Origin of the sequence: Bacillus bingmayongensis, from assembly GCF_000299035.1 — a bacterium.
Classification (GTDB): domain Bacteria; phylum Bacillota; class Bacilli; order Bacillales; family Bacillaceae_G; genus Bacillus_A; species Bacillus_A bingmayongensis.
Genome location: NZ_JH921518.1, coordinates 945644 through 965444 on the forward strand (window position 1 = coordinate 945644; position 19801 = coordinate 965444).

Here is a 19801-nt window from a genome sequence, read left to right on the forward strand (position 1 = left end):
AGTTATGTAAATCTCACTTGAACAGAAGATAAGTTTTTCCCTATTCATAAATAAACATTCTGTATTTATAACAACACCGATTCAATTCGTTTCATAAGTTGTTGTTTTATTTGACTCAAATAGTTTCTTTTTTTAGAAGAAATTAATAATCCTATAGGCACTTTAGGATCAAATTCTTTAATCTTAAATGATATATTACTTTGTTTTAAGACCGTTCCCTTAGGGATAATACCTATGGCATTTTCAAAAACCATTTGTGGAATGAGATGTACCGCACTGCAATTGTAGACTCTTTGAAAGGATACATTGTTTTCTTCTAAGAAAGAGTTTACAGCTTTATAATAATTACAACTATTTTCTCCAATCAAGATTGGATACTGAATGATATCAGATATTTCAACTGACTCTTTTTGTAATACTGGATGATTCGGGTTATTAACTATAAATTCGATTTGTTCTTTGCTAAGTGGAGTGAAATTTAGATTGGAAATATTTTCGTTGTTTGCACAAACAGCAAAATCAATCTTATTTTGCTCCATCATTTGTGATAAAAGCGCTGTATTTCCTACAACAAAATCACAATGTATGTACGGTTTCTCCTCGTTTAAATATTTTAATATGGGAGGCATTAATTTTTCTGCAACAGATTCTAATAACCCGATTCTTACTGTTCCGTTCTCTTCATTGCTTATACGCTGCGCTTGAGATATTGAATAATCCCAATGCATTAACAAGTTATCTACTTCCTCTTCAAATAAAATGCCTTCATCTGTTAACCTGGCATCCCAACCTCGCTCAAATAGAAGAAAACCAAGTTCTTTTTCAAGTTTTTTTATATGTGTTGTTACGGTTGATTGAGCATAGTTTAATTTTTTGGCTGCAAGTGAAAAAGTTCCTTCCTGGACAATCATTTTGAACGTTTTTAACTCTTTTATTTCCATTTTCACACCTAATCTCTATCGGTTTTATTGATAATTATATGATATTTTTTCAATTATACAAATCAAAATCACCGGAGTAAAATAAATCCATGCGAAAGGGAGTGAAGATATGCCATTTGTTACTGTTTATTACCCAGAAAGTCAATCGAATAGAGAAGAGTTAAAAAAGGTAAGTAATGGTATTCATCTTGCATTAATTGAACATTTTCAAATTCCAAAAGATGATTACTTTCACCTGTTTTTACCCTATCCATCTCATCAATTTTTCTATAATTCGTATTATCTTTTAGAAGAAGAGAAAAAGAGGTCCGAGAAAATGATACATGTTTCTATTACATGTGGACCTGGGAGAACAATAGATCAAAAAAGGAATTTGTATCAATCCATCTCAGAATCTTTTTATAACCATTTAAATATCTCTACAACCGATATTTTTATTACATTAAACGAAACGCCTGCTGAAAACTGGTCATTTGGTCAAGGAATAGCACAAATGGTTACTATAGAGAAGGAGAATATTCATGAATGACCGTATCGAATGCAATATACCAAAGAAAATGAGAGATATTGCTCCAGATTTTGTTGATTATAGCGAAAATGTGTTATTCGAAAAGGTATGGAGAGACCCTGCTTTAACACCAAAAGAAAGGAGTTTCATTACACTTTCTGCTTTAATTAGTATCGGTAATACGGAACAACTACCATTTCATCTACAACTAGCTGAAAAACATGGAATGAACCAACAAGAAATAATTGCTTTAATAACCCATCTAGCCTTTTACATTGGATGGCCAAAAGCGGCTGCGACGCTAAACGTAATACTCAGTTAAAAATGCGGCTGCTGTGGAATTGAGTAGAATGAAGTATTTAAGCAAGAACCTGTGTTATGAGAATATAAAAATAACAGCTTGGTCAATCGCCAAGCTGTTTCTCTTTTGAAAATAAATTATCTATCATTTCCTCTATGCAGTATCACTTTCATTATTGCGCAATTAATTCCGTTTCATCTCTTTTTTCTAAATAAGACAACACACGCTTTACAGCCGCCTCACCTTGATCAATACAATCAGGAAGACCAGATCCAGCATAAGAACTACCTGCTAAATAAACACCCGGTAATTCTTGCTCCATAAATGTTGTTAGTTTTTTCATTCGCTCTTTATGTCCCACTGTATATTGCGGCATCGCATCTTTCCAGCGGCTTACAACAGTAAAGTCTGGATTTGCCTTAATATCCATTGTTTTTTGCAAATCTTCTAATATAAATTGAACAATTTCTTCGTCTGTTTGTTCCACGATTGCTTCATCACCAGGACGCCCAACGTAACAACGAAGCAATACTTTTCCTTCCGGCGTTGTATGCGGCCACTTCTTATGTGTCCACGTACATGCTGTAATAGAAAAATCACTATTGCGAGATACAACGAAGCCTGTACCATCAATATCACGCTGAATCGATTCTTTCGGAAAAGCGAGTGTAACATTCGCAACTGATGTTGATGGAATATTGCGGAAGAAGCGGAAGTCTTTATACTGCGCAAACATAGCTGGCAATACTTTATGAGACGCAGCAACCACAATGGAGTCCGCCTCAATTTCTTTTCCATTGCTCAGTGTAATTGTATAACCGTCGCCTATTTTTGCGACTTTTTCAATACGAGTCCCCTTCACAACTGTTCCCGCATCGAGTCGCTCTTCTATCGTGTCCACAATAGATTGCAAACCTGTTTTTAATGTTAAAAAGATTCCTTTTACTGCTGCATCTTTTGCTTTTTTCGGAGCCAAATTACGCATACCGAGTGAAATACTACGATATTTTTGCTCTACTTGATAAAATTGCGGGAATGTCGCCATTAGACTCATTTGATCAATATCCCCTGCATAAATTCCAGATAACAATGGTTCGATTAAATTTTCAACCACTTCATTTCCTAAACGACGACGGAAAAACTCACCAAGTGATTGATCAGAAACAGGCTTTGAACGTGGTAAGACAAAATCAAAACTTGCTCTTAATTTACCAATCGGAGAGAACAATCCTGAAAATAGAAACGGGGCAATTTGCGTTGGAATTCCCATCATTGATCCGCTCGGCATCTTATGTAATCGATTGTTCACTAGAACAAATGATTGACCAGTTGCATTGTTTACAAGCTCATCTCCCAGTCCAAGTTCTCTTGCTAGTCTAGCTGCACTCTCTTTTCTTTCTAAGAAAGAATCTGGACCACGCTCAATTGTAAACCCATTTTTTCGAACGGTTTGAATTTTCCCTCCAAGCTTGCCCGATGCTTCTATTAACAATGTATCAATCGGTAATCCTTTTTCGCGAATTTCTTTTTGTAAGTAATACGCTGTTGTTAAACCTGTAATTCCACCACCGATGATAACAACTTTCTTTTTCAAAAAGGCTCCTCCTCTCCTATGGTCTTACGAAACTTCTGTTTGTTTCTTTAACACGACATCTGCTAAACAAGAAATAAATGCATCTGATGCATTTGGCATCTCTGGACGATAATACTTCGCTCCAATTTCTTCTGTAACGATTTTACATTCAATATCGTTGTCATATAACACTTCTAAATGTTCAGCTACAAATCCAACCGGTGCATATACAAATGAAGTGTAACCATATTTTTCGTTTAATTCTCTCGTTAAATCTTGTACGTCTGGCCCAATCCATGGATCCGGTGTATTGCCGGCACTTTGCCAACCAACCGCATAATTTCGAACTTCCGCACCTCTTGCGATATAATCAGCTGTTTCATTTAACTGTTCTGGATAAGGATCACCTAAAGCAATGATTTTTTCTGGTAAACTATGCGCAGATACAATTAAAACTGCTTTTTCGCGTTCTTCTTCTGACATAGTACTATATACTTTTTTCACTTCATCTACCCAGTACTGGATAAACTTCGGCTCTTTATACCAACTATCAATCCCATGAATAGTTAAGTTTCCAAGCTTACTTGCTTCTTCTTGTGCTCTGCCGACATATGATTTTACGCTGAACGTAGAATAATGCGGAGCAAGAACAAGGGCGATTGCCTCTTCAATCCCATCGTTATGCATAGCTTGTACAGCATCCTCAATGAAAGGTTCAATATGTTTTAAACCAAGATACATGTGGAATTCCACATGATCTTGTATTTCGTTTAAACGTTGTTCTAACTTTTTCGCTTGTTCTAATGTAATTGTAGCTAAAGGAGAAATACCACCAATCGCACGGTAACGTTCCGCCAAGTCCTCTAACATTTCTGGACTTGGCTTTCGCCCTCTTCGAATATGCGTATAGTACCGTTCAATATCTTCTTCTTTATATGGTGTTCCGTATGCCATTACAAGCAAACCAATTTTCTTTTTCATACACCTATTCTCCTTTACTTCGCTAACTGTCCTTTAGAATACTCATGAATAAATGCCGTCAAGCGCTTTAATGTGTCTGGATTTACTTCTGGGAATACACCGTGACCTAAGTTAAATACATAACCTGGCTGCTTCATTCCTTGGTCAAGAATTGCTTTTACATGTTCCTTGGTAACATCCCATGGCGCAAGTAAGAAAGAAGGATCCATATTGCCTTGTACTGCTTTATGAATACCGCGTCCGCGCGCTTCTTCAATTGACAGGCGCCAGTCAAGTCCTACTACATCAAGAGGCAATTCATTCCATTCATTTGCTAAATGTCCTGCTCCAACGCCGTGCATAATCATCGGTACGTTCATCGTGCGAACTTCCGTGAAAATACGCTCCATTGCAGGTTTAATAAATATACGGTAATCTGCTACATTCACCGTTCCAACCCAAGAATCAAAGACTTGTACTGCTTTTGCTCCTGCTTTGATCTGTGCCTTCAAATATGTAATTACCATATCTGCAAGCTTATCCATTAACGCAAACCAAGCTTTCGGCTCTGCATACATAAATGCTTTTGTTTTATGATAGTTACGAGAAGGCCCTCCTTCAATCATGTAACTCGCTAATGTAAATGGTGCCCCCGAAAAACCAATTAGCGGAACATCTAACATCTCGTTTGTTAATAAGCGAATTGTATCTAATATGTATGGAACATCCTCTTCCGGATGAATTTCACCAAGCTTCTCTACGTCTTGTAAAGAACGAATTGGGTTATCAATAACCGGTCCAATACCCGATTTAATTTCTACATCAACACCAATTGCTGGAAGCGGTGACATAATATCTTTATAAAGAATCGCCGCGTCTACATTATATTGATCAACTGGAAGCTTTGTAACATACGCACATAGCTCCGGGTTATGTGTAATTTCAAATAGAGAATACTTCTCTTTTATCTTTCTATATTCAGGCTGTGAACGACCTGCTTGCCTCATATACCATGCTGGTACATATTCTGTTTTTTCCCCTCTACATGCTTTTAAAAATGTCTCATTTATATTTCTTACCAAGACCCTTGCTCCCTTCCTTACCAATGCTTCTAACGAATCCTATCCGATATTTATCTTTTTTTACTATACAGCTTGTAAAAACAAAATGCATACCATTATGTACGTTGTTCATGAAATTGACACAAACGTTCGTAAAATCGCTTGTTATTTTCGCAACATTCTTATTATATCATAAGCAAAAACTACGGTTTAGCTACTTTTGTCTTTTCACCTTCTCGATTTGTTTGTGGATTATACGGAACAACATAAAAGCTTGGTTTAGCGAATATATTAGTAAACTTTTCTTCATACTCACCAGTACCTTTTACTGTTCCAACATGAGTATGGATTCCGTTCTCAACCTTATAGATGCGATATATAACCCTTTTATCTTGAAGTGGTTTCCAGCTCAATTTCGTAGTAAATAAACCAAATGGATTAAAGGATAATTTCGCCTCTATATTTTCAATTTTACTTAGATGAATTGGTCTCCCAATTGTCTCGACACCTTTTGGCTGCTTAAACTTCGTTTTATCTTGTACATTCGCTTTCGTTAAAATCTTTTTAAACAATTCTGTTGCAGACGCACTTCCATCTTGTAATTGATGTTCTTTATCCGTACGATCATATCCGATCCATACCGCGCCTACTAAACTTGGAGTATATCCAACAAACCAAACATCCCTAGCACCTTCACTTTGATTAGGGAGTGACGTTGTACCTGTTTTCCCTGCTAGTGCGCCTTTATATTCTCCCGTTTTTGCTGTTCCTTCTTTTACAACCCCTTCTAACATTTTTGTCATATACCATGCTGTTTGTTTTGAAAAAACTTTCGTTTCGCTTTTAGGTGATTCGCCAATCACCTTTCCGTGTCGATCGAGTACCTTTTCAATCACATGTGGCTCAATAATTTTTCCATTCGCTAAGAACGCACGGTACATCTTTACAAGTTCAAATGGAGAGACTCCGTCTTTCAGTCCACCAAGTGCCGTACTTAAACCAGCATCTGCAATATGAATATTTCCCTTCTCTAAATATTGCTTTCCCTCTTCTACTCCCATTTCATGCAATAAAGATACAGCTGGTACATTCGACGATTCTAAGAGCGCATCATACATCGTTACTTCTTTTGAATACCGATGATTATAATTTCGTGGTTCATACCCTTCAAAAGAGACTCGCTCATTTGTTAATAAAGAATACGGATTATATTTTTTCGTTTCTAGCGCTGGTGCATACACAATGAGCGGCTTTAAAACAGACCCTGGCTGCCTTTTCGCAAACACTCTATTAAATCCTCTTGGCACATACTCTCGTCCGCCAATTGCTGCTTTAATTCCTCCCGTCGCATTATCCATTAATAAAAAGGCCCCTTGTGCCCCGTCCTCTTTACCTGGAAAATTCCGCGCATCTTGAAATTGATCATAGGCTACTTTTTGAATTTTTTCATCCAGCGAGACAACAAATGTATAACCTCCGCGCAGAACTTCCTGATGTGACAGTCCGTATAAACGTGCCGCCTCTTCTACTACCATATCTACATAGGGCATATAAGCTAGTTCTCGCTCATCTAAATTTTTATAAAGCGCGATTGTTTTCCCTTGATAGCGAACGCTTTCCTCCGCTGATACATAGCCTTGTTTATGCATAAGCGACAATACTAAATCACGGCGTTCCTTGCTTTTTTCTGGATATAAAAAGGGCGAATATCCATTTGGTGCTTTCGGAAGCCCCGCAAGCATCGCGCCTTCTTCAACTGTCAACTGTTCTACATCTTTATTAAAATACAATTTTGCCGCCGCCTGAATTCCGTAGGCACCATGACCGAAATAAATATGATTCATATACATTTCAAGAAGCTGCTCTTTCGTGTATTTTTGTTCTAACTGGAGTGCTATCGCTACTTCTTTTAATTTACGTGTAAACGTTTTTTCATGAGTTAAAAAAACATTCTTGACGAGTTGTTGCGTAATGGTACTACCGCCCTCAGCTTTTTCTCTCGCTAAAATATCTTTATACAATGCCCGAAATACAGAAGGGTAGTCAATTCCATGATGGTCATAAAACCGCGCGTCCTCTACAGCGATAAATGCTTGCTGCACATGTTTCGGAATTTGTTCAATCGGTACAAGATCTCTATTTTCTACATATAGTTTTGTAATCTCTTTCCCTCGCTGATCAACGATACGTGATGAAGAGTGGAAAACCAGTTTTTTTTCATCCATCATATAACTACCAGCTAACACAATGAGTTTATAGAGTACAATCGCAACTACAAACACTGCCACGCCGCTTATTAAGGTCCACTTTATTTTCTTCATACATCGTCCTTCTTTCCAAATGATGGTACATTTATTATTTGAAAAAGAATTATCTTTATGTATATAATCTTCGAAGTTTTTGATAAGAGTTGCTATAATGAAGTCAAACTCATAAAGGAGGCATTACAAATGAAAGCAATTATTTCATACGAAACACCTCTCAAGCAACCACATTTCACTGCAAAAAATAATGAAAAAGATATGTTTTATAAAGAAAATACGGAAGAAACTGTAGAAGGATCTCTTCAATATGACGTGCTAGATGCTGTTGGGGAATTTAAAGGACAACCTGGCTTTATTGTTTGTAACAACATTTCCGTTACAGACGAAGGCCGTCCCGTTTTTGAAAATCGCTTTAAAAACCGCGCAGGTCTTATTGAAAATGAACCTGGCTTCCAAGCAATCCGCGTTCTTCGCCCATTAAGCAATGATACATATGTCATTATGACAATGTGGGAAACAGAACAAAACTTTAAAGACTGGACGGAATCACGTTCTTTCGAAAATGCACATAAAAAACGCCCTGCACAAGCACAAGCAAATGCAGAGCCGCAAAAAAGTATTTTTTCAAGACCATCTTTTGTGACGACGTTTGATGTGTTAGCGTAAAAAAGGAAACGCTAAATATGTCAGCAACTCTTGCACATCCTTTTTCTTCATAAGCGGATGCAAGAGGACATTCATATTATTGGTGTCTATGCTTTGAATGACTTCCACTTTATTTAAGGCTCTGTTAGTGATAAGTGTTGATTTTTCATCAAATTCAAAAAGACCAGTCAATATCTACTGACTGGTCTAATATGGTAAATGAAGATTTAACGGAATAACACTTCTGTAAATATAATAATCATCCAAGTTTATCGCTAACTTTTTTCTTTACTGGCATCCAAATTTCGCTATATACATTTTCCGATGTACCATTGTGCTTTGTAAAAGAAATTCCAGGTATATCTGCTACTTCATAATCTGAAGAAGGCAACCATTCAGAATAAATTTTTGCGGTAGTTTCTTGAAGCGTAGCAGGAAATGGTCCTTGATTAGGGAAAATTGCCCATAAACTTTCTTCAATAGAAATTTGCTCTAAATCATCGAATGGATTTTCTTTTGTAGTTGCAAAACCAATCATATGAGTTAAGTAGCCTTTTTCTTCCAAGAAACCATCATCAAAATCATAAGATACATTCAAGACTTGATGAGGATATAAATCAGCTAATTGATGCATTTCATTTCTTTGTTGTTCGGTAATTGACTGGGCTAGTTCTAAGATAGCATTATTTTCACCTTCGAATTGAATTGGCACTCTTTTCGATACACCTACTATATTAAACTTCTCTTTTTTTTCAATTTTGAATTCCATAGATATTCCTCCTCTTATATCTATAAAGAATGAAAATTTGGGAAATGATTTTTGGATTTTGTTTTTAGTTACTTCTGAAGGTAAAAAACCACTCCATTCACGAAAGGCTCTTGAAAATCCTTCTATAGATCGATAGCCATATTTATAGGCAATATCTGTAACTTTTGCTCCGTTTATTAATTCAACATTCGCAACTGATAATCTCCTATTTTTGATATACTCATTCAATGACATTCCAGCCATATACGAAAACATTCTTTTAAAATGATAATCAGATAGTCCTACAATTTTTGATATATCTTTTCCAGAGATTTCTTCCGTTAAATGTGTTTCGATGTAATCCATTAAATTATTGAATTCTTGTAACATTCATTTCCCTCCTTTACAAATACATATTATCGTTAAAATTTATTATTTACTCGATATTTTTTATACGGAATTTATCGAAACTTGTCTTCCATGACGTAATTTCGGAAAGATAAAATAATCTAGCGGCGTATATATAATCGTCGCAACGACAATTACGCCGAAAAGCCACCCCCACCAATTAAAGCATGAATCTTCCACACTTTGATCATATTCGGATGAATTTCATTTTCTAATGGCTGCATTTCATCACTCCAAATTTAGAAATCTATGAAATATGTATACTATTTACCTTTCATTGCAATATGCCATAATCATACAAAACGCAATAACACAAAACAAGGTGAAATAAACAGTTTTTGTAAAAATTCAGATTGTTATTTTCTTAATATGTAGAATACAACCAAAATATAATTCGAAAGAATGTTGTATTTTTTATGTGCTTCTTAACGAATTATTTTTTTACATTGATGTTGGAACAATAATGGTGTATGACGCATAGTATAAAACATATACTGTATAACATACAGCAAGGAAAGAGGTGGATGAATGAGTACTTTATTGAATTCATTAACAACAGAGCTTAGGAGAGGAACTTTGACGTTAGCTGTTTTAAGTCAATTACGAAAGCCCCAGTACGGATATTCACTTGTTCAATTGTTGGAACAGTCAGGCATTAACATTGATCAAAGTACTTTATATCCATTGCTACGCCGCCTAGAAAAACAAGAGTTAGTAACAGGTAGTTGGGATACATCTGAGAGTAGACCGCGTAAGTACTATGTTCTAAGTGAATATGGTTTAGAGATATTTTTACAGTTAAAAAGGGAATGGATGGACAATTCTAAAAAACTATTAGAGGTGTTAAAAGGGGAGGAAGATGATGAATCTGATTGATATTTATATACAAGAAGTGACTCGAAGACTGCCTGAAAAAAATCGTGAAGATATAGCTCTCGAATTAAGGTCAACCATTGAGGATATGTTACTTGATAATTACAGTGAAGAAAATATAAAAGTGGTCCTTGAAACATTAGGGAATCCCGCTATATTAGCTAGTAAATACCGCGATCGACCCATGCATCTTATTGGTCCTCACTATTTCGAGACATATGTTACGTTATTAAAAATGATTTTACCAATTGCTGCTACTATTTCTCTAATCTCGCTCATTGCCAAATATTTTATAGGGTATCATGGCGAAGAAGCAGTCATTAATGTGGTTTTTGATATTATTGGTTTTGGTATATGGAGCATCGTTGAAGTAGGTATGCAAGTCTTTTTCTGGCTGACACTTGTTTTCGCGCTTATAGAACGGGTCGATCATTCAAAAACAAGTTACCCATTCACAACAAGGTTTACCAAATGGACTGCGGACGATTTAAAAAATATATCTTATATTCCTAAGAAAAAAGCTATTACGAAGTGTGAAGTATTCGGAAGCTTATTATGGACTGCTATTTGGGCAACAGTGTATTTTTACGCAAATCATCTTGTGGGTATGTATAGAGGTAGTACACATGGACTCGACTTTGTAACCTCAGCTTTTAATCAGGATGTATTGCTTCAATATTGGCCACTCGTTCTTGTTGTAATCGTTTTGGAAATCGCATTGTCTATTTATAAATTAATGAAGAGGCAATGGACAAAAGGCATCGCAATATTTAATACAGCTCTCCAGCTTATTGGAACCATTGTATTCATTGTGATTGTAACGAATCCAAATGTAATGAACCAAGATTTTATTACGTATACAGCTGATCTATTCTCTATTACTACTAAACAATTTGAATCATGGATAGTTGGCGGTGGAATTTTCATCTTTCTATTATCTGCAGCAATCAATGTATTTGATGGTATCCGCAAGGCTAAAGTTCATTAATAAAGTGAAACTTTAATCGGTGGGGTTTTTCTCCATCCCCACTGATTATTAGCCCTCACCAATCGGGCTTTTACGGGCAGTAATAAATGAAAAGAAAACCATTATGTATACATCACCAGTAAACATAATGGTGTTTATCGAAAGACAACTATAACAAAAAGAACAGCTGTTTACTCCTAGACAGCTGTTCTTCTGGCTCCACCAAATAGCAAGAAGCATTGAGTATTATTCTTGAGTGTCTTCGTCACATTTATACTCTAAAATATCTCCAGGCTGACATTCTAAAGCTTTACAAATCGCCTCTAATGTGGAGAATCGAATCGCTTTTGCCTTTCCGTTCTTCAATATAGAAAGATTCGCCATGGTAATTCCAACCTTCTCCGAAAGTTCTGTGACGCTCATTTTCCTTTTAGCCAACATTACATCAAGATTGATTATTATTGCCATATTATCACCTCAGATCGTTAAATCATTTTCTGATTTAATATCAATAGCTTCTTGTAAAAGCTTTTGAAGAACAGCTGCAAAGGTTGCAATGACACTTGAAGCAAACGTACCTATTAACCCCAACATAATAATACCTGCTCTGTCACCCTCAATAAAGAAAATGACAAATAGAATCCCTAATACAATGAAGATACTGATTGTGATTGCACAGTATTTTATATACTTCAAAGCCCTTACAGATAATTCCGAGAAAGCTTTGCATTTATCTATATAGATTAACAGTTTAAATGCTTGATATAACGCAATAAAAAGTGGAATAGACAATACATATGTACATACTAAAAATGGATATTGTAAGTACGAAGTCTCTGGATTCGCTGACGCATCTCTACTGGCTATCTCAGGTACAGCAAATATACACAAAGCAAGTACTGCGATGCCAATAATAAGAAGGACTACCTTTAAGAAAGTTGTCGATCCTCGTTTCATAATAACACCTCATTTGTTCGTTAATTAATTTATTGATTTCAATTTAACACATAATTTATTGTTTTACAATAAAACATTATTGTTTTTCATCTCTTTTTTATTGTTAATAATTAACTTTTTATTTTATGCAAAGATAAAAAGCATTCCTTCTTACAAAGAAATGCTCTATAACTTTAAACTGTAGATTTAAAATGAAGTCGAGAAGTTTTTAAAAAAGTTTGTCTTTTTTCAATTTTGGTTTCTACTTATTCTTATACCAATCTAACATTCGCTCTGCATCTTCTAAGCGCGTATGCTCTAATTTATAATTTGTGGATGCACTAGAGAAAGTATAGGAACATAAATGAGCTCCCCGCTGAAAATAAGACTGCATTTTCTCTATTGACTGTACATGTCTTCTTCTTACTAGCCCTGTGTATTTAGCAATATTACGATAAACAAGCGTTAGCTGCTCTCCTTCTACCCTGTAGCCACCTGCACGGAACGTTGCATATCCGAGTGACAAAAGTAATCCAATCAAAGGTAACAGTGTCCAAATAATAAAGTATTTTTCAAAATATATACTTGCTCCTGTAATCGGAACTGCTAATATACAAAAGAAAATAAAACTCTCTAACAAATAGCGGCGCAGTGCCGTTTTTGGTAGTGCTGTAACAGTCGGATTTAGTTCATATGGCAACTGTAAATGTGCAAGCAATTCTGCAACTCGGTCCTTCCGAATGACTGGATGCAAGATAACATTTTCCTCACCTTTTTCATGATTTTGAATCACTTCTACATGAACAGAGCAGTAGCCAAATGGTTGACGGAATATCCCTTCTTTTATCGTAATCCCTTGAATGCGGTGCAGCTTTAACACAAGTTCTTTTCTTTCAAGAAGTCCTTGTGAAATGCGAATTTCATCACTTTTACGATGAACGGTAAAGTTCGCATGCTTTAAGGCGTACCCAATCGTTGATACGATCCAAGAAACAATAAGCAAGATCGCAACCATATAAATCCAGCCATACACATCATTATCCATCACATATGTTTCTATCCTTTTTTCAATCCATTTTGGGATATATTCATCTACTTGGGAATAAACAAAAAACAATAGAGAAAATAACAAGCCGAATTGACCGGATGTAACGGATGCTAATAAAATCTCTTTCCAAGTCAGCTTATATTCCGTTTTATTTTCCTCTTCCAAACTAATATTTGAAGAACCCTCTTGCATTTCCACAGGTTCCTCTGTAGATTCATTTAACATTGCAATTAATGCTTTTGCTTCATCAGCCGTAATACCAGCTAAGCTAACCTCGGGCTCACCACCACCGCCAGCTGTTTCAATTTTGAGCTTCGTTAAACCTAATATTTGATATAACATACTTGAACTTGTATTAATCGTCTGTACACGTTCTTTATTCAAGTAACTTTCTTTTTTCACAAATAGTCCTTGTTTAATGTGTAGTACATTATTTTCTATCCAATATACTTTATAGTACCAGCCAACGATAACAGAGACGACTGAAATCCCTAAAAAACCTAAAGGCACCAAATACCAAAACGGAAACTTTCCTTTTAGACTAAAAAGAAAAATAATGAATGGTATAAAGTCTGTTATCTTTAATTCCAATAACATGGTGATGGGATGCTGCCTCTTATACATCCTCATCACTCACCTTCGCAAGTTCTCCAATTTGTCGCTTCAATTGTTCTGCTTCTCTCATCTTTAAACCTGGAATACTATGAGATGTAGCGGCAGTTGAAATTTGTAATTCTGCTAAATCGTATTTCCTCATAATTGGACCTTGCTCAATTGTAACGTGTTGCACACGAATCATCGGAACTAATACACGTTTAACCGTAAACATTCCGTGTTGAACCTCTAATTCTTCTTCATTTAAGCGATAGCTGTAATAACGCTGACGTAATTTCGGAAATATAAAGTAGTCAAACGGTGTATACACAACCGTCAACCCAATAAGTACATAAAAAAGCCACTCCCACCAATTAAACTTAATCATGAAAAAGAGATAAGCAAGGATGACTAACACACTTATGCCCAGTTCAATAAAAACTCGAGTTTGCCAAACTTTGACCATATCGGGATGAATTTCTTTTTCCAATGGCTGCATTTTATCACTCCAAATCTAGAAATCTAATATATATAAATTCTCGTATTATCTATTTTATAAGGTTTTACAAAAAATAGAAATACTTTAATAATTCTTCTTTTCATCATCTTTCTTCTCCGGAATGAAATAACCGAACCAAATAAACCAAATGAGGCTAATCAATGCCGTCCAGTCCTTTTCACCTTGAAATGCATCGATTACGTTCGGAAATTTATAAACTCCAATTAGCCCAAGAAAGCCGAGCCACCAGTCTTTTCGAAATTTCATATTTTCCTCTCCTCCCTACCAACTACTTCATTCGATACATCTGATTTTTCAACACATCAGTCGCTGCTATGAAAACAAGAAGAGATCTCCACTCATTTTCTCTCTTTATTTTTCACTTGGCATGGGGCGAAAAAAGGCCCTGACCGCTTCTACGCATGGCCAGACGCTCCCTCCCACCTAAAAAAATAGTTTTCACTTTATCTATTTTCAATTCCTAACATCTAAATCTCGGTTATGAAAACAAATGGAGACTTCCACTCATTTTCTCCTTCTGTTCTCACTCGGCATGGGGCGAAAAAAGGCCCTGACCGCTTCTACGCATGGCCAGACGCTCTCTCTCATCCAAAAAGAAAGCTTTTCAATTTGTTCTTATCTGCTTACTCGCACACTCTTTACACTTTCAATCCATATGTCTTTATAGTTTAATTTGAATCCCATCAACATCGAATTACTCATATTATCAATAACTAACGCTAACATGTGGGCCTTCTCTTCCGTTTTTTCTTGTGAAACAACACCTAAGTCTGCGCCTTTCTTTAATAAATCTGCGAAACCATTTAAGAAATCTTCCTGCACTTCAAATAACCTCTTCTGATACTTTTCATTTCGTACTGCTGTCAAAATGAATTCATTTAATACGCGAAGTGCCCCCGGGTCTTCTTCATATTCTGATAACATACGCAGACCGTCTTCTATTAATCGCTCTTCAAAATTCTCCTTTGTGTACTGCTCTTTTACAAAGTACGCTGAAAAATAATAATCCGCAAAGATTTCTTCAAATAAAAAATCAATTAACGCTTCTTTAGATGAGAAGTGATAATAAATAGCTGGCTTTGATATTCCAACCTCTTTTGCAATCATAGAAAGACTCATCTTTTCAATGCCATGCTCTGCCATCAATTTGAAAGCCGCTTCTACTATATTTTTTGATGTTTGCATATTTTTTGTCATATGTACTCCTTTTTACTTAACGGTCGGTAAGTAGATTATAAAATAAAAAAAGATAATTTGCAAAGAAAGAAAAGCTTCCACAAAATGTGAAAGCTTTTCTTCAAACAGATATATTCATTTCGATTTGTAGACATATAAGTCGCTGCTATGAAAACAAAACTAGATTTCCACTCATTTTCTCCTTTTGTTTTCACACGGCATGGAGCTAAAAAAGCACTGACCGCTTCTATCCACGATCGGACGCTCTCTCCCACCTACAAAAAAGGTTTTCTATCGTTTTTCAATTTGAATTTATATAGATACTCCCTTTTGCTGAAACAACCGCAAGCGATAACAATTCATCGTCACCTCGCCGAGCCGTTGCATCAATTGATAATTCGCATACGCTCCAACTGGCGCTCCAATCACTGGTACAAGCTGGAGCATCTTTGCTAAATCGATATAATCACGATATTCCTGCTGAAACTTCTCCCAGTCAATATGATTTTCTTTCTGCGTATCCCACGTTTCAAGTGCTTTCCATATTTCTTTTCGATGATCATCACTTGAGAAAGCAAGCTGAAATACATGAAGGATAAAGAAACGCTCTTCTTCTTTGCTTGTATCAAATCCATACATAGTCGCTGCATCAAATAAAAATTTAATTTTAATGCTGAGTAAGAGCGGAAAATCTGCAAGTCCTAATAGAAAACCGCCCGCTCCTGTTCCAGCGCCTTCTGCTGCGGCAATCTTTTTATACTCATCCATTTTCTTTAATACTTCTTCATCTCTTCTTTGCAAGGACCAATCTGTTTCTTTTAACTTTGGTTTTATAAAATGAGATCCTGCACTAATACCTTGCACCATTTTTTTAATTGTTTCTGTTAATACATTTTGCACTTTTTCTGGAATTAGCTGCTGTACTTTCGTTTGTACCTTTTTGGAAAACCTGGTCATCATAGAAGAATCTTTCATGATCGTATATTTCCACTGCTGCAATTCTTTTATGACCTTTTCTTCATATTCAGTCATAAGTTCATTCCTTTCAGCTTAAACGCTCGATGCGCTTTGCACCGTATTGATAAACAAAACCAACACTAAAAGCTATGCTAGCGGCGAATAAAATACAAGTCATGATGATATCTTTTGTTGCCAAAACAAATATGATTGTAAATACAATACTGCCTATACATAGAATTGCATTTAACAGGCGAAGAAAATCCTTTTTCTTTTCTTCTACAGTCACTGGATATAAATCAAGCCATAGTTTTAAACGATGGTGTTTCCAAAGGCTTAATAGTTGATAACCAATTAAGTATAGAAATACGATACTTACAATAAAACGACCATATAAAAATGGTATAAAGTAAAGAATGACCCCGCCAATGGCAAGTAAACGAATATATAAACCAAAATAGTTACCCGATCTTAAAAATGTACGGGTATATAGATATAAATATGTACGTTTTTCACCAATCATGGAAAGTACAAAATCAAGCCATTTCCGGCGTGACACCCGTTCCTTTAACGCCGGTACATCGACAAACATGTTCGCAATGCGGTATAAAAGCATCATTTTCTTGCCTTCTTCTGCAATTAAGTATTCCCAGTTTAACGGTTTTCCTTTTACCTTTTGATACATGAATGCGAGGTATATAACCATTACAAATAGAATTACTCCTATGTAAATCACCGAAGTGCGCCCTACAAGGAAGTAGACAAATAATCCGTTACATATAAAGCGAATGAACCAATCCGCGCGCTGCATACTTTGATCTGTTAAAAATGATTTTTCCCATGCTACAAATAAATTCCATGCTTTTACTAAAATAAGCGCGGCCACAATCCATATGTAAGTCCCTCCCGTTTGCTTCATTTGCTGGAAATATAGCGGAGCAAGTGCGGCCGCTGCAATTGCTATCACATACAGCTGAATCATAAACGTAAAGAGAAACGCTTTTGTAAAATACGGCTTTAATTTCTCTTCAACTGGAAGCAAATACACAAGATCCGCTTCTTTTAATAACGTTTGGATGGATCCTGCTGTTAATACAAGTCCAAGTAAAACCGCCATAACAAGCGCGGCCGGAAATGAAGGAGTCAATGTTTGTAACCATTGCTGGTAATAATACGCACCGGCTCCAATAATAAATACGAAAATGAATTTTAAATGATCGTTAAAAACATATTTACTATATGCACGAACTTCTTTTAAAAAATGCCTAAATCGTTCTTTCCACAATGCTCTGCTATTCATAATCTTCTTCCTTTGTTAATGCAATATAGATATCATCTAGCGTCGCTCCAGGCATATTAAATTGCGACTGCAACTCAGATAGTGTTCCCTTCGCCCGAACTTCACCTTGATGTAAAATAATGAAGGAATCACAGTAACGCTCTGCTGTCGCTAAAATATGGGTACTCATTAAAATACCGGCGCCACTCTTTTTCATTTTGTTCATCATTTGCAGTAGTGATTGAATCGCTAGCGGATCGAGCCCAACGAAAGGTTCATCCACAATATAAAGTGATGGTTCAACAAGGAAGGCACTCATAATCATTACTTTCTGTTTCATTCCTTTTGAAAAATGAGCTGGGAACCATTTTAAACGATTTGTCATTCGAAATTCCTTTAACAGCTGCTGCACACGTTCTTCATATTGTTTCTCATCTACACCATACGCCATCGCTGTTAACTTTAAATGTTCTTCTAAAGTTAACTCATCATATAATACAGGTGTTTCCGGAATAAATGAAAAGCTAGAGCGATACGCTGTCATATCTTCTCGAATTGTTTTTCCGTTAATTGTTACAGTACCTTTTTTTGGTTCCATTAAACCGATAATATGTTTAATCGTTGTACTTTTACCTGCTCCATTTAAACCGATTAAGCCAACAAGCTCACCCTTATTAACAGAAAATGAAACATCTTGCAGCACCGGCCGCTTCGTATATCCTCCTGTGACATTTTCCACACGTAATAACTGTCCCATATGACACCACTTTCTTCGTTATATTCATCCGCTTGTATAAGCGTATCTTTTATTAAAATGTATATATTCATCTTACCAAAAAATAAAAGATACTACATAGTACCGAATTTCTTCAAAAAAAAATAATTTCTTTACATATCTTTTACACAACGGGACATCATAATTAGTGAAGAAGGAATACATTGAAAAAGCAACCACCAAATTGATGAATACAACTAAGTAAAATCATCATGAAATGGGGTGTCCATAATGGACAAAGAAAATTTACACGAAACCAGATAGTTTGTTTTATTTTAGAAACGGGGTGTCTCGAGGAGAGTATATACTGTTTTATAAAATAAACAATTTCATTTCATAAAGGATTGCAATATCATTTTATTGTAAATGAGGTGTCTACGGCAGAATACTAGCCGAATTACCACACATTCCTAAATAAATGAGGTGTCTGTGAACGGTAGATTAAATTAAATGCTTTTTCAATCCCTCTTCAGAAAACAGGAAGCTGAGTCAGCTTCCTGTTTTTCGTGTTTGTTCTCCTATGTAATTATGGTAAAATACGGCTAAGACCTACTTGAAAGGATGAGAACCATGAATCATACAGCGGATAATTGTATTTTTTGTAAAATCATTGAGGGACAAATTCCTTGCTCAAAAGTATATGAAGATGAACATGTACTTGCATTTCTAGATATTAGCCAAGTGACAAAAGGACATACACTTGTAATTCCAAAAGTGCACAAACAAGATATCTTTGCTTTAACGCCAGAAATTGCATCACATATATTTTCTGTCGTTCCTAAAATCTCAAATGCGATTAAATCTGAATTTAATCCAGTCGGCTTTAACCTATTAAATAACAACGGTGAAAAAGCTGGACAAACTGTATTCCACTTCCACCTTCATTTAATTCCACGCTACGGTGAAAACGATGGTTTTGGTGCCGTTTGGAAATCACATCAAAATGAATATACGACGGAAAATTTACAAAACATCGCAAGTACCATTGCAAATGGTGTAAAATAAGAGTAAGAATACGATTTATCATATGCTGGAACGTAAAATGTACTATAGCAGCATATAAAGTAAGATTGTACATAACAAGCCTACTCCTCCAAAAGACATATACTGCATGGCTTGTTTTTTCACCCAAAATGCTGGAGGATATGATCTTTTTTGTTTTACAAATAACAGTAAATGCATAGCACGTACAAGAAAGAAAAGACTTACGATAAAACAAATGGTTGTCACAAGTTTCACTTTTCTCCCCCCTTGTCTTAAGCATATG

General features: G+C 35.8%; 22 protein-coding genes and 1 pseudogene. 6 read left to right on the plus strand and 17 right to left on the minus strand.

Annotated elements, in window-relative coordinates:
• Positions 1 to 65: 65 nt before the first annotated feature.
• Entirely contained in the window at positions 66 to 941 is an 876-nt protein-coding gene (locus Y7E_RS0119420; protein ID WP_017152928.1) for a LysR family transcriptional regulator, read from the minus strand.
• A gap of 109 nt (positions 942 to 1050) precedes the next feature.
• On the opposite strand from Y7E_RS0119420, the gene Y7E_RS0119425 reads away from it, so the two are divergent.
• Positions 1051 to 1470, plus strand: coding sequence for a tautomerase family protein (locus Y7E_RS0119425; RefSeq protein ID WP_017152929.1), 420 nt, complete (start codon positions 1051 to 1053; stop codon positions 1468 to 1470).
• Complete coding sequence (locus Y7E_RS0119430; RefSeq protein ID WP_017152930.1) at positions 1463 to 1771, plus strand: carboxymuconolactone decarboxylase family protein; 309 nt, start codon at positions 1463 to 1465, stop codon at positions 1769 to 1771. Before Y7E_RS0119425 ends, Y7E_RS0119430 begins: the two co-directional genes overlap by 8 nt.
• 151 nt (positions 1772 to 1922) lie before the next feature.
• On the opposite strand, the gene hemY is transcribed toward Y7E_RS0119430, so the two are convergent.
• The 4 genes from hemY to Y7E_RS0119450 all read right to left on the minus strand — a co-directional run bounded on the left by hemY (position 1923) and on the right by Y7E_RS0119450 (position 7665).
• Positions 1923 to 3344 carry a protoporphyrinogen oxidase gene (gene hemY, locus Y7E_RS0119435; RefSeq protein WP_017152931.1) on the minus strand — a complete coding sequence of 474 codons (1422 nt, stop codon included), beginning with the start codon at positions 3342 to 3344 and terminating at the stop codon, positions 1923 to 1925.
• Between the two features lie 24 nt (positions 3345 to 3368).
• Positions 3369 to 4304, minus strand: coding sequence for a ferrochelatase (hemH, locus tag Y7E_RS0119440; RefSeq protein WP_017152932.1), 936 nt, complete (start codon positions 4302 to 4304; stop codon positions 3369 to 3371).
• A 14-nt stretch (positions 4305 to 4318) separates the two neighbouring features.
• Positions 4319 to 5365 carry a uroporphyrinogen decarboxylase gene (gene hemE / locus Y7E_RS0119445; protein ID WP_017152933.1) on the minus strand — a complete coding sequence of 349 codons (1047 nt, stop codon included), beginning with the start codon at positions 5363 to 5365 and terminating at the stop codon, positions 4319 to 4321.
• Between the two features lie 182 nt (positions 5366 to 5547).
• Positions 5548 to 7665, minus strand: coding sequence for a transglycosylase domain-containing protein (locus tag Y7E_RS0119450; RefSeq protein ID WP_017152934.1), 2118 nt, complete (start codon positions 7663 to 7665; stop codon positions 5548 to 5550).
• A gap of 129 nt (positions 7666 to 7794) precedes the next feature.
• On the opposite strand from Y7E_RS0119450, the gene Y7E_RS0119455 reads away from it, so the two are divergent.
• Complete coding sequence (locus Y7E_RS0119455) at positions 7795 to 8274, plus strand: antibiotic biosynthesis monooxygenase family protein (protein ID WP_017152935.1); 480 nt, start codon at positions 7795 to 7797, stop codon at positions 8272 to 8274.
• Between the two features lie 238 nt (positions 8275 to 8512).
• On the opposite strand, the gene Y7E_RS0119460 is transcribed toward Y7E_RS0119455, so the two are convergent.
• Both Y7E_RS0119460 and Y7E_RS35145 read right to left on the minus strand, forming a co-directional pair.
• Positions 8513 to 9391 (minus strand): AraC family transcriptional regulator, encoded by an 879-nt coding sequence (locus Y7E_RS0119460; protein ID WP_017152936.1) that lies wholly within the window; start codon positions 9389 to 9391, stop codon positions 8513 to 8515.
• 93 nt (positions 9392 to 9484) lie between these two features.
• Positions 9485 to 9633 (minus strand): annotated as a pseudogene (locus Y7E_RS35145) (PH domain-containing protein); the annotation flags it as partial.
• A 304-nt stretch (positions 9634 to 9937) separates the two neighbouring features.
• Between Y7E_RS35145 and Y7E_RS0119470 the strand changes: the two are divergent.
• Both Y7E_RS0119470 and Y7E_RS0119475 read left to right on the plus strand, forming a co-directional pair.
• The gene (locus Y7E_RS0119470) at positions 9938 to 10285 is read left to right on the plus strand and encodes a PadR family transcriptional regulator (protein ID WP_017152937.1); all 348 of its coding nucleotides are present in this window, start codon (positions 9938 to 9940) and stop codon (positions 10283 to 10285) included.
• Entirely contained in the window at positions 10272 to 11270 is a 999-nt protein-coding gene (locus Y7E_RS0119475) for an HAAS signaling domain-containing protein (protein ID WP_017152938.1), read from the plus strand. The genes Y7E_RS0119470 and Y7E_RS0119475 overlap by 14 nt, the downstream gene beginning before the upstream one ends.
• 225 nt (positions 11271 to 11495) lie before the next feature.
• On the opposite strand, the gene Y7E_RS0119480 is transcribed toward Y7E_RS0119475, so the two are convergent.
• From Y7E_RS0119480 to ecsA, 9 genes are all read right to left on the minus strand, one after another.
• Complete coding sequence (locus Y7E_RS0119480) at positions 11496 to 11717, minus strand: helix-turn-helix domain-containing protein (RefSeq protein ID WP_017152939.1); 222 nt, start codon at positions 11715 to 11717, stop codon at positions 11496 to 11498.
• A gap of 9 nt (positions 11718 to 11726) precedes the next feature.
• The gene (locus Y7E_RS0119485) at positions 11727 to 12206 is read right to left on the minus strand and encodes a DUF2975 domain-containing protein (protein ID WP_017152940.1); all 480 of its coding nucleotides are present in this window, start codon (positions 12204 to 12206) and stop codon (positions 11727 to 11729) included.
• Between the two features lie 241 nt (positions 12207 to 12447).
• A complete protein-coding gene (locus tag Y7E_RS0119490) occupies positions 12448 to 13857 on the minus strand; it encodes a PH domain-containing protein (RefSeq protein ID WP_017152941.1) in 1410 nt (469 codons plus the stop codon).
• On the minus strand, positions 13850 to 14326 hold the full coding sequence (locus Y7E_RS0119495; RefSeq protein ID WP_017152942.1) for a PH domain-containing protein: 477 nt from the start codon (positions 14324 to 14326) through the stop codon (positions 13850 to 13852). The genes Y7E_RS0119490 and Y7E_RS0119495 overlap by 8 nt, the downstream gene beginning before the upstream one ends.
• Positions 14327 to 14410: 84 nt before the next feature.
• Positions 14411 to 14593, minus strand: coding sequence for a hypothetical protein (locus Y7E_RS0119500; RefSeq protein ID WP_017152943.1), 183 nt, complete (start codon positions 14591 to 14593; stop codon positions 14411 to 14413).
• A 369-nt stretch (positions 14594 to 14962) separates the two neighbouring features.
• On the minus strand, positions 14963 to 15544 hold the full coding sequence (locus tag Y7E_RS0119505; RefSeq protein ID WP_017152944.1) for a TetR/AcrR family transcriptional regulator: 582 nt from the start codon (positions 15542 to 15544) through the stop codon (positions 14963 to 14965).
• 291 nt (positions 15545 to 15835) lie between these two features.
• A complete protein-coding gene (locus Y7E_RS0119510) occupies positions 15836 to 16555 on the minus strand; it encodes an EcsC family protein (protein WP_017152945.1) in 720 nt (239 codons plus the stop codon).
• 13 nt (positions 16556 to 16568) lie between these two features.
• Entirely contained in the window at positions 16569 to 17780 is a 1212-nt protein-coding gene (locus Y7E_RS0119515; RefSeq protein ID WP_017152946.1) for an ABC transporter permease, read from the minus strand.
• Positions 17773 to 18516: an ABC transporter ATP-binding protein EcsA gene (gene ecsA, locus Y7E_RS0119520; protein WP_017152947.1), complete on the minus strand. Its 744-nt coding sequence runs from the start codon at positions 18514 to 18516 to the stop codon at positions 17773 to 17775. Before ecsA ends, Y7E_RS0119515 begins: the two co-directional genes overlap by 8 nt.
• A gap of 588 nt (positions 18517 to 19104) precedes the next feature.
• Here ecsA and Y7E_RS0119525 point away from each other — a divergent pair.
• Positions 19105 to 19539 (plus strand): HIT family protein, encoded by a 435-nt coding sequence (locus Y7E_RS0119525; RefSeq protein WP_017152948.1) that lies wholly within the window; start codon positions 19105 to 19107, stop codon positions 19537 to 19539.
• A gap of 42 nt (positions 19540 to 19581) precedes the next feature.
• Here the strand turns inward: Y7E_RS0119525 and yhzF are convergent, their stop codons facing one another.
• Complete coding sequence (gene yhzF / locus Y7E_RS0119530; protein ID WP_017152949.1) at positions 19582 to 19773, minus strand: membrane protein YhzF; 192 nt, start codon at positions 19771 to 19773, stop codon at positions 19582 to 19584.
• Positions 19774 to 19801: the final 28 nt, after the last annotated feature.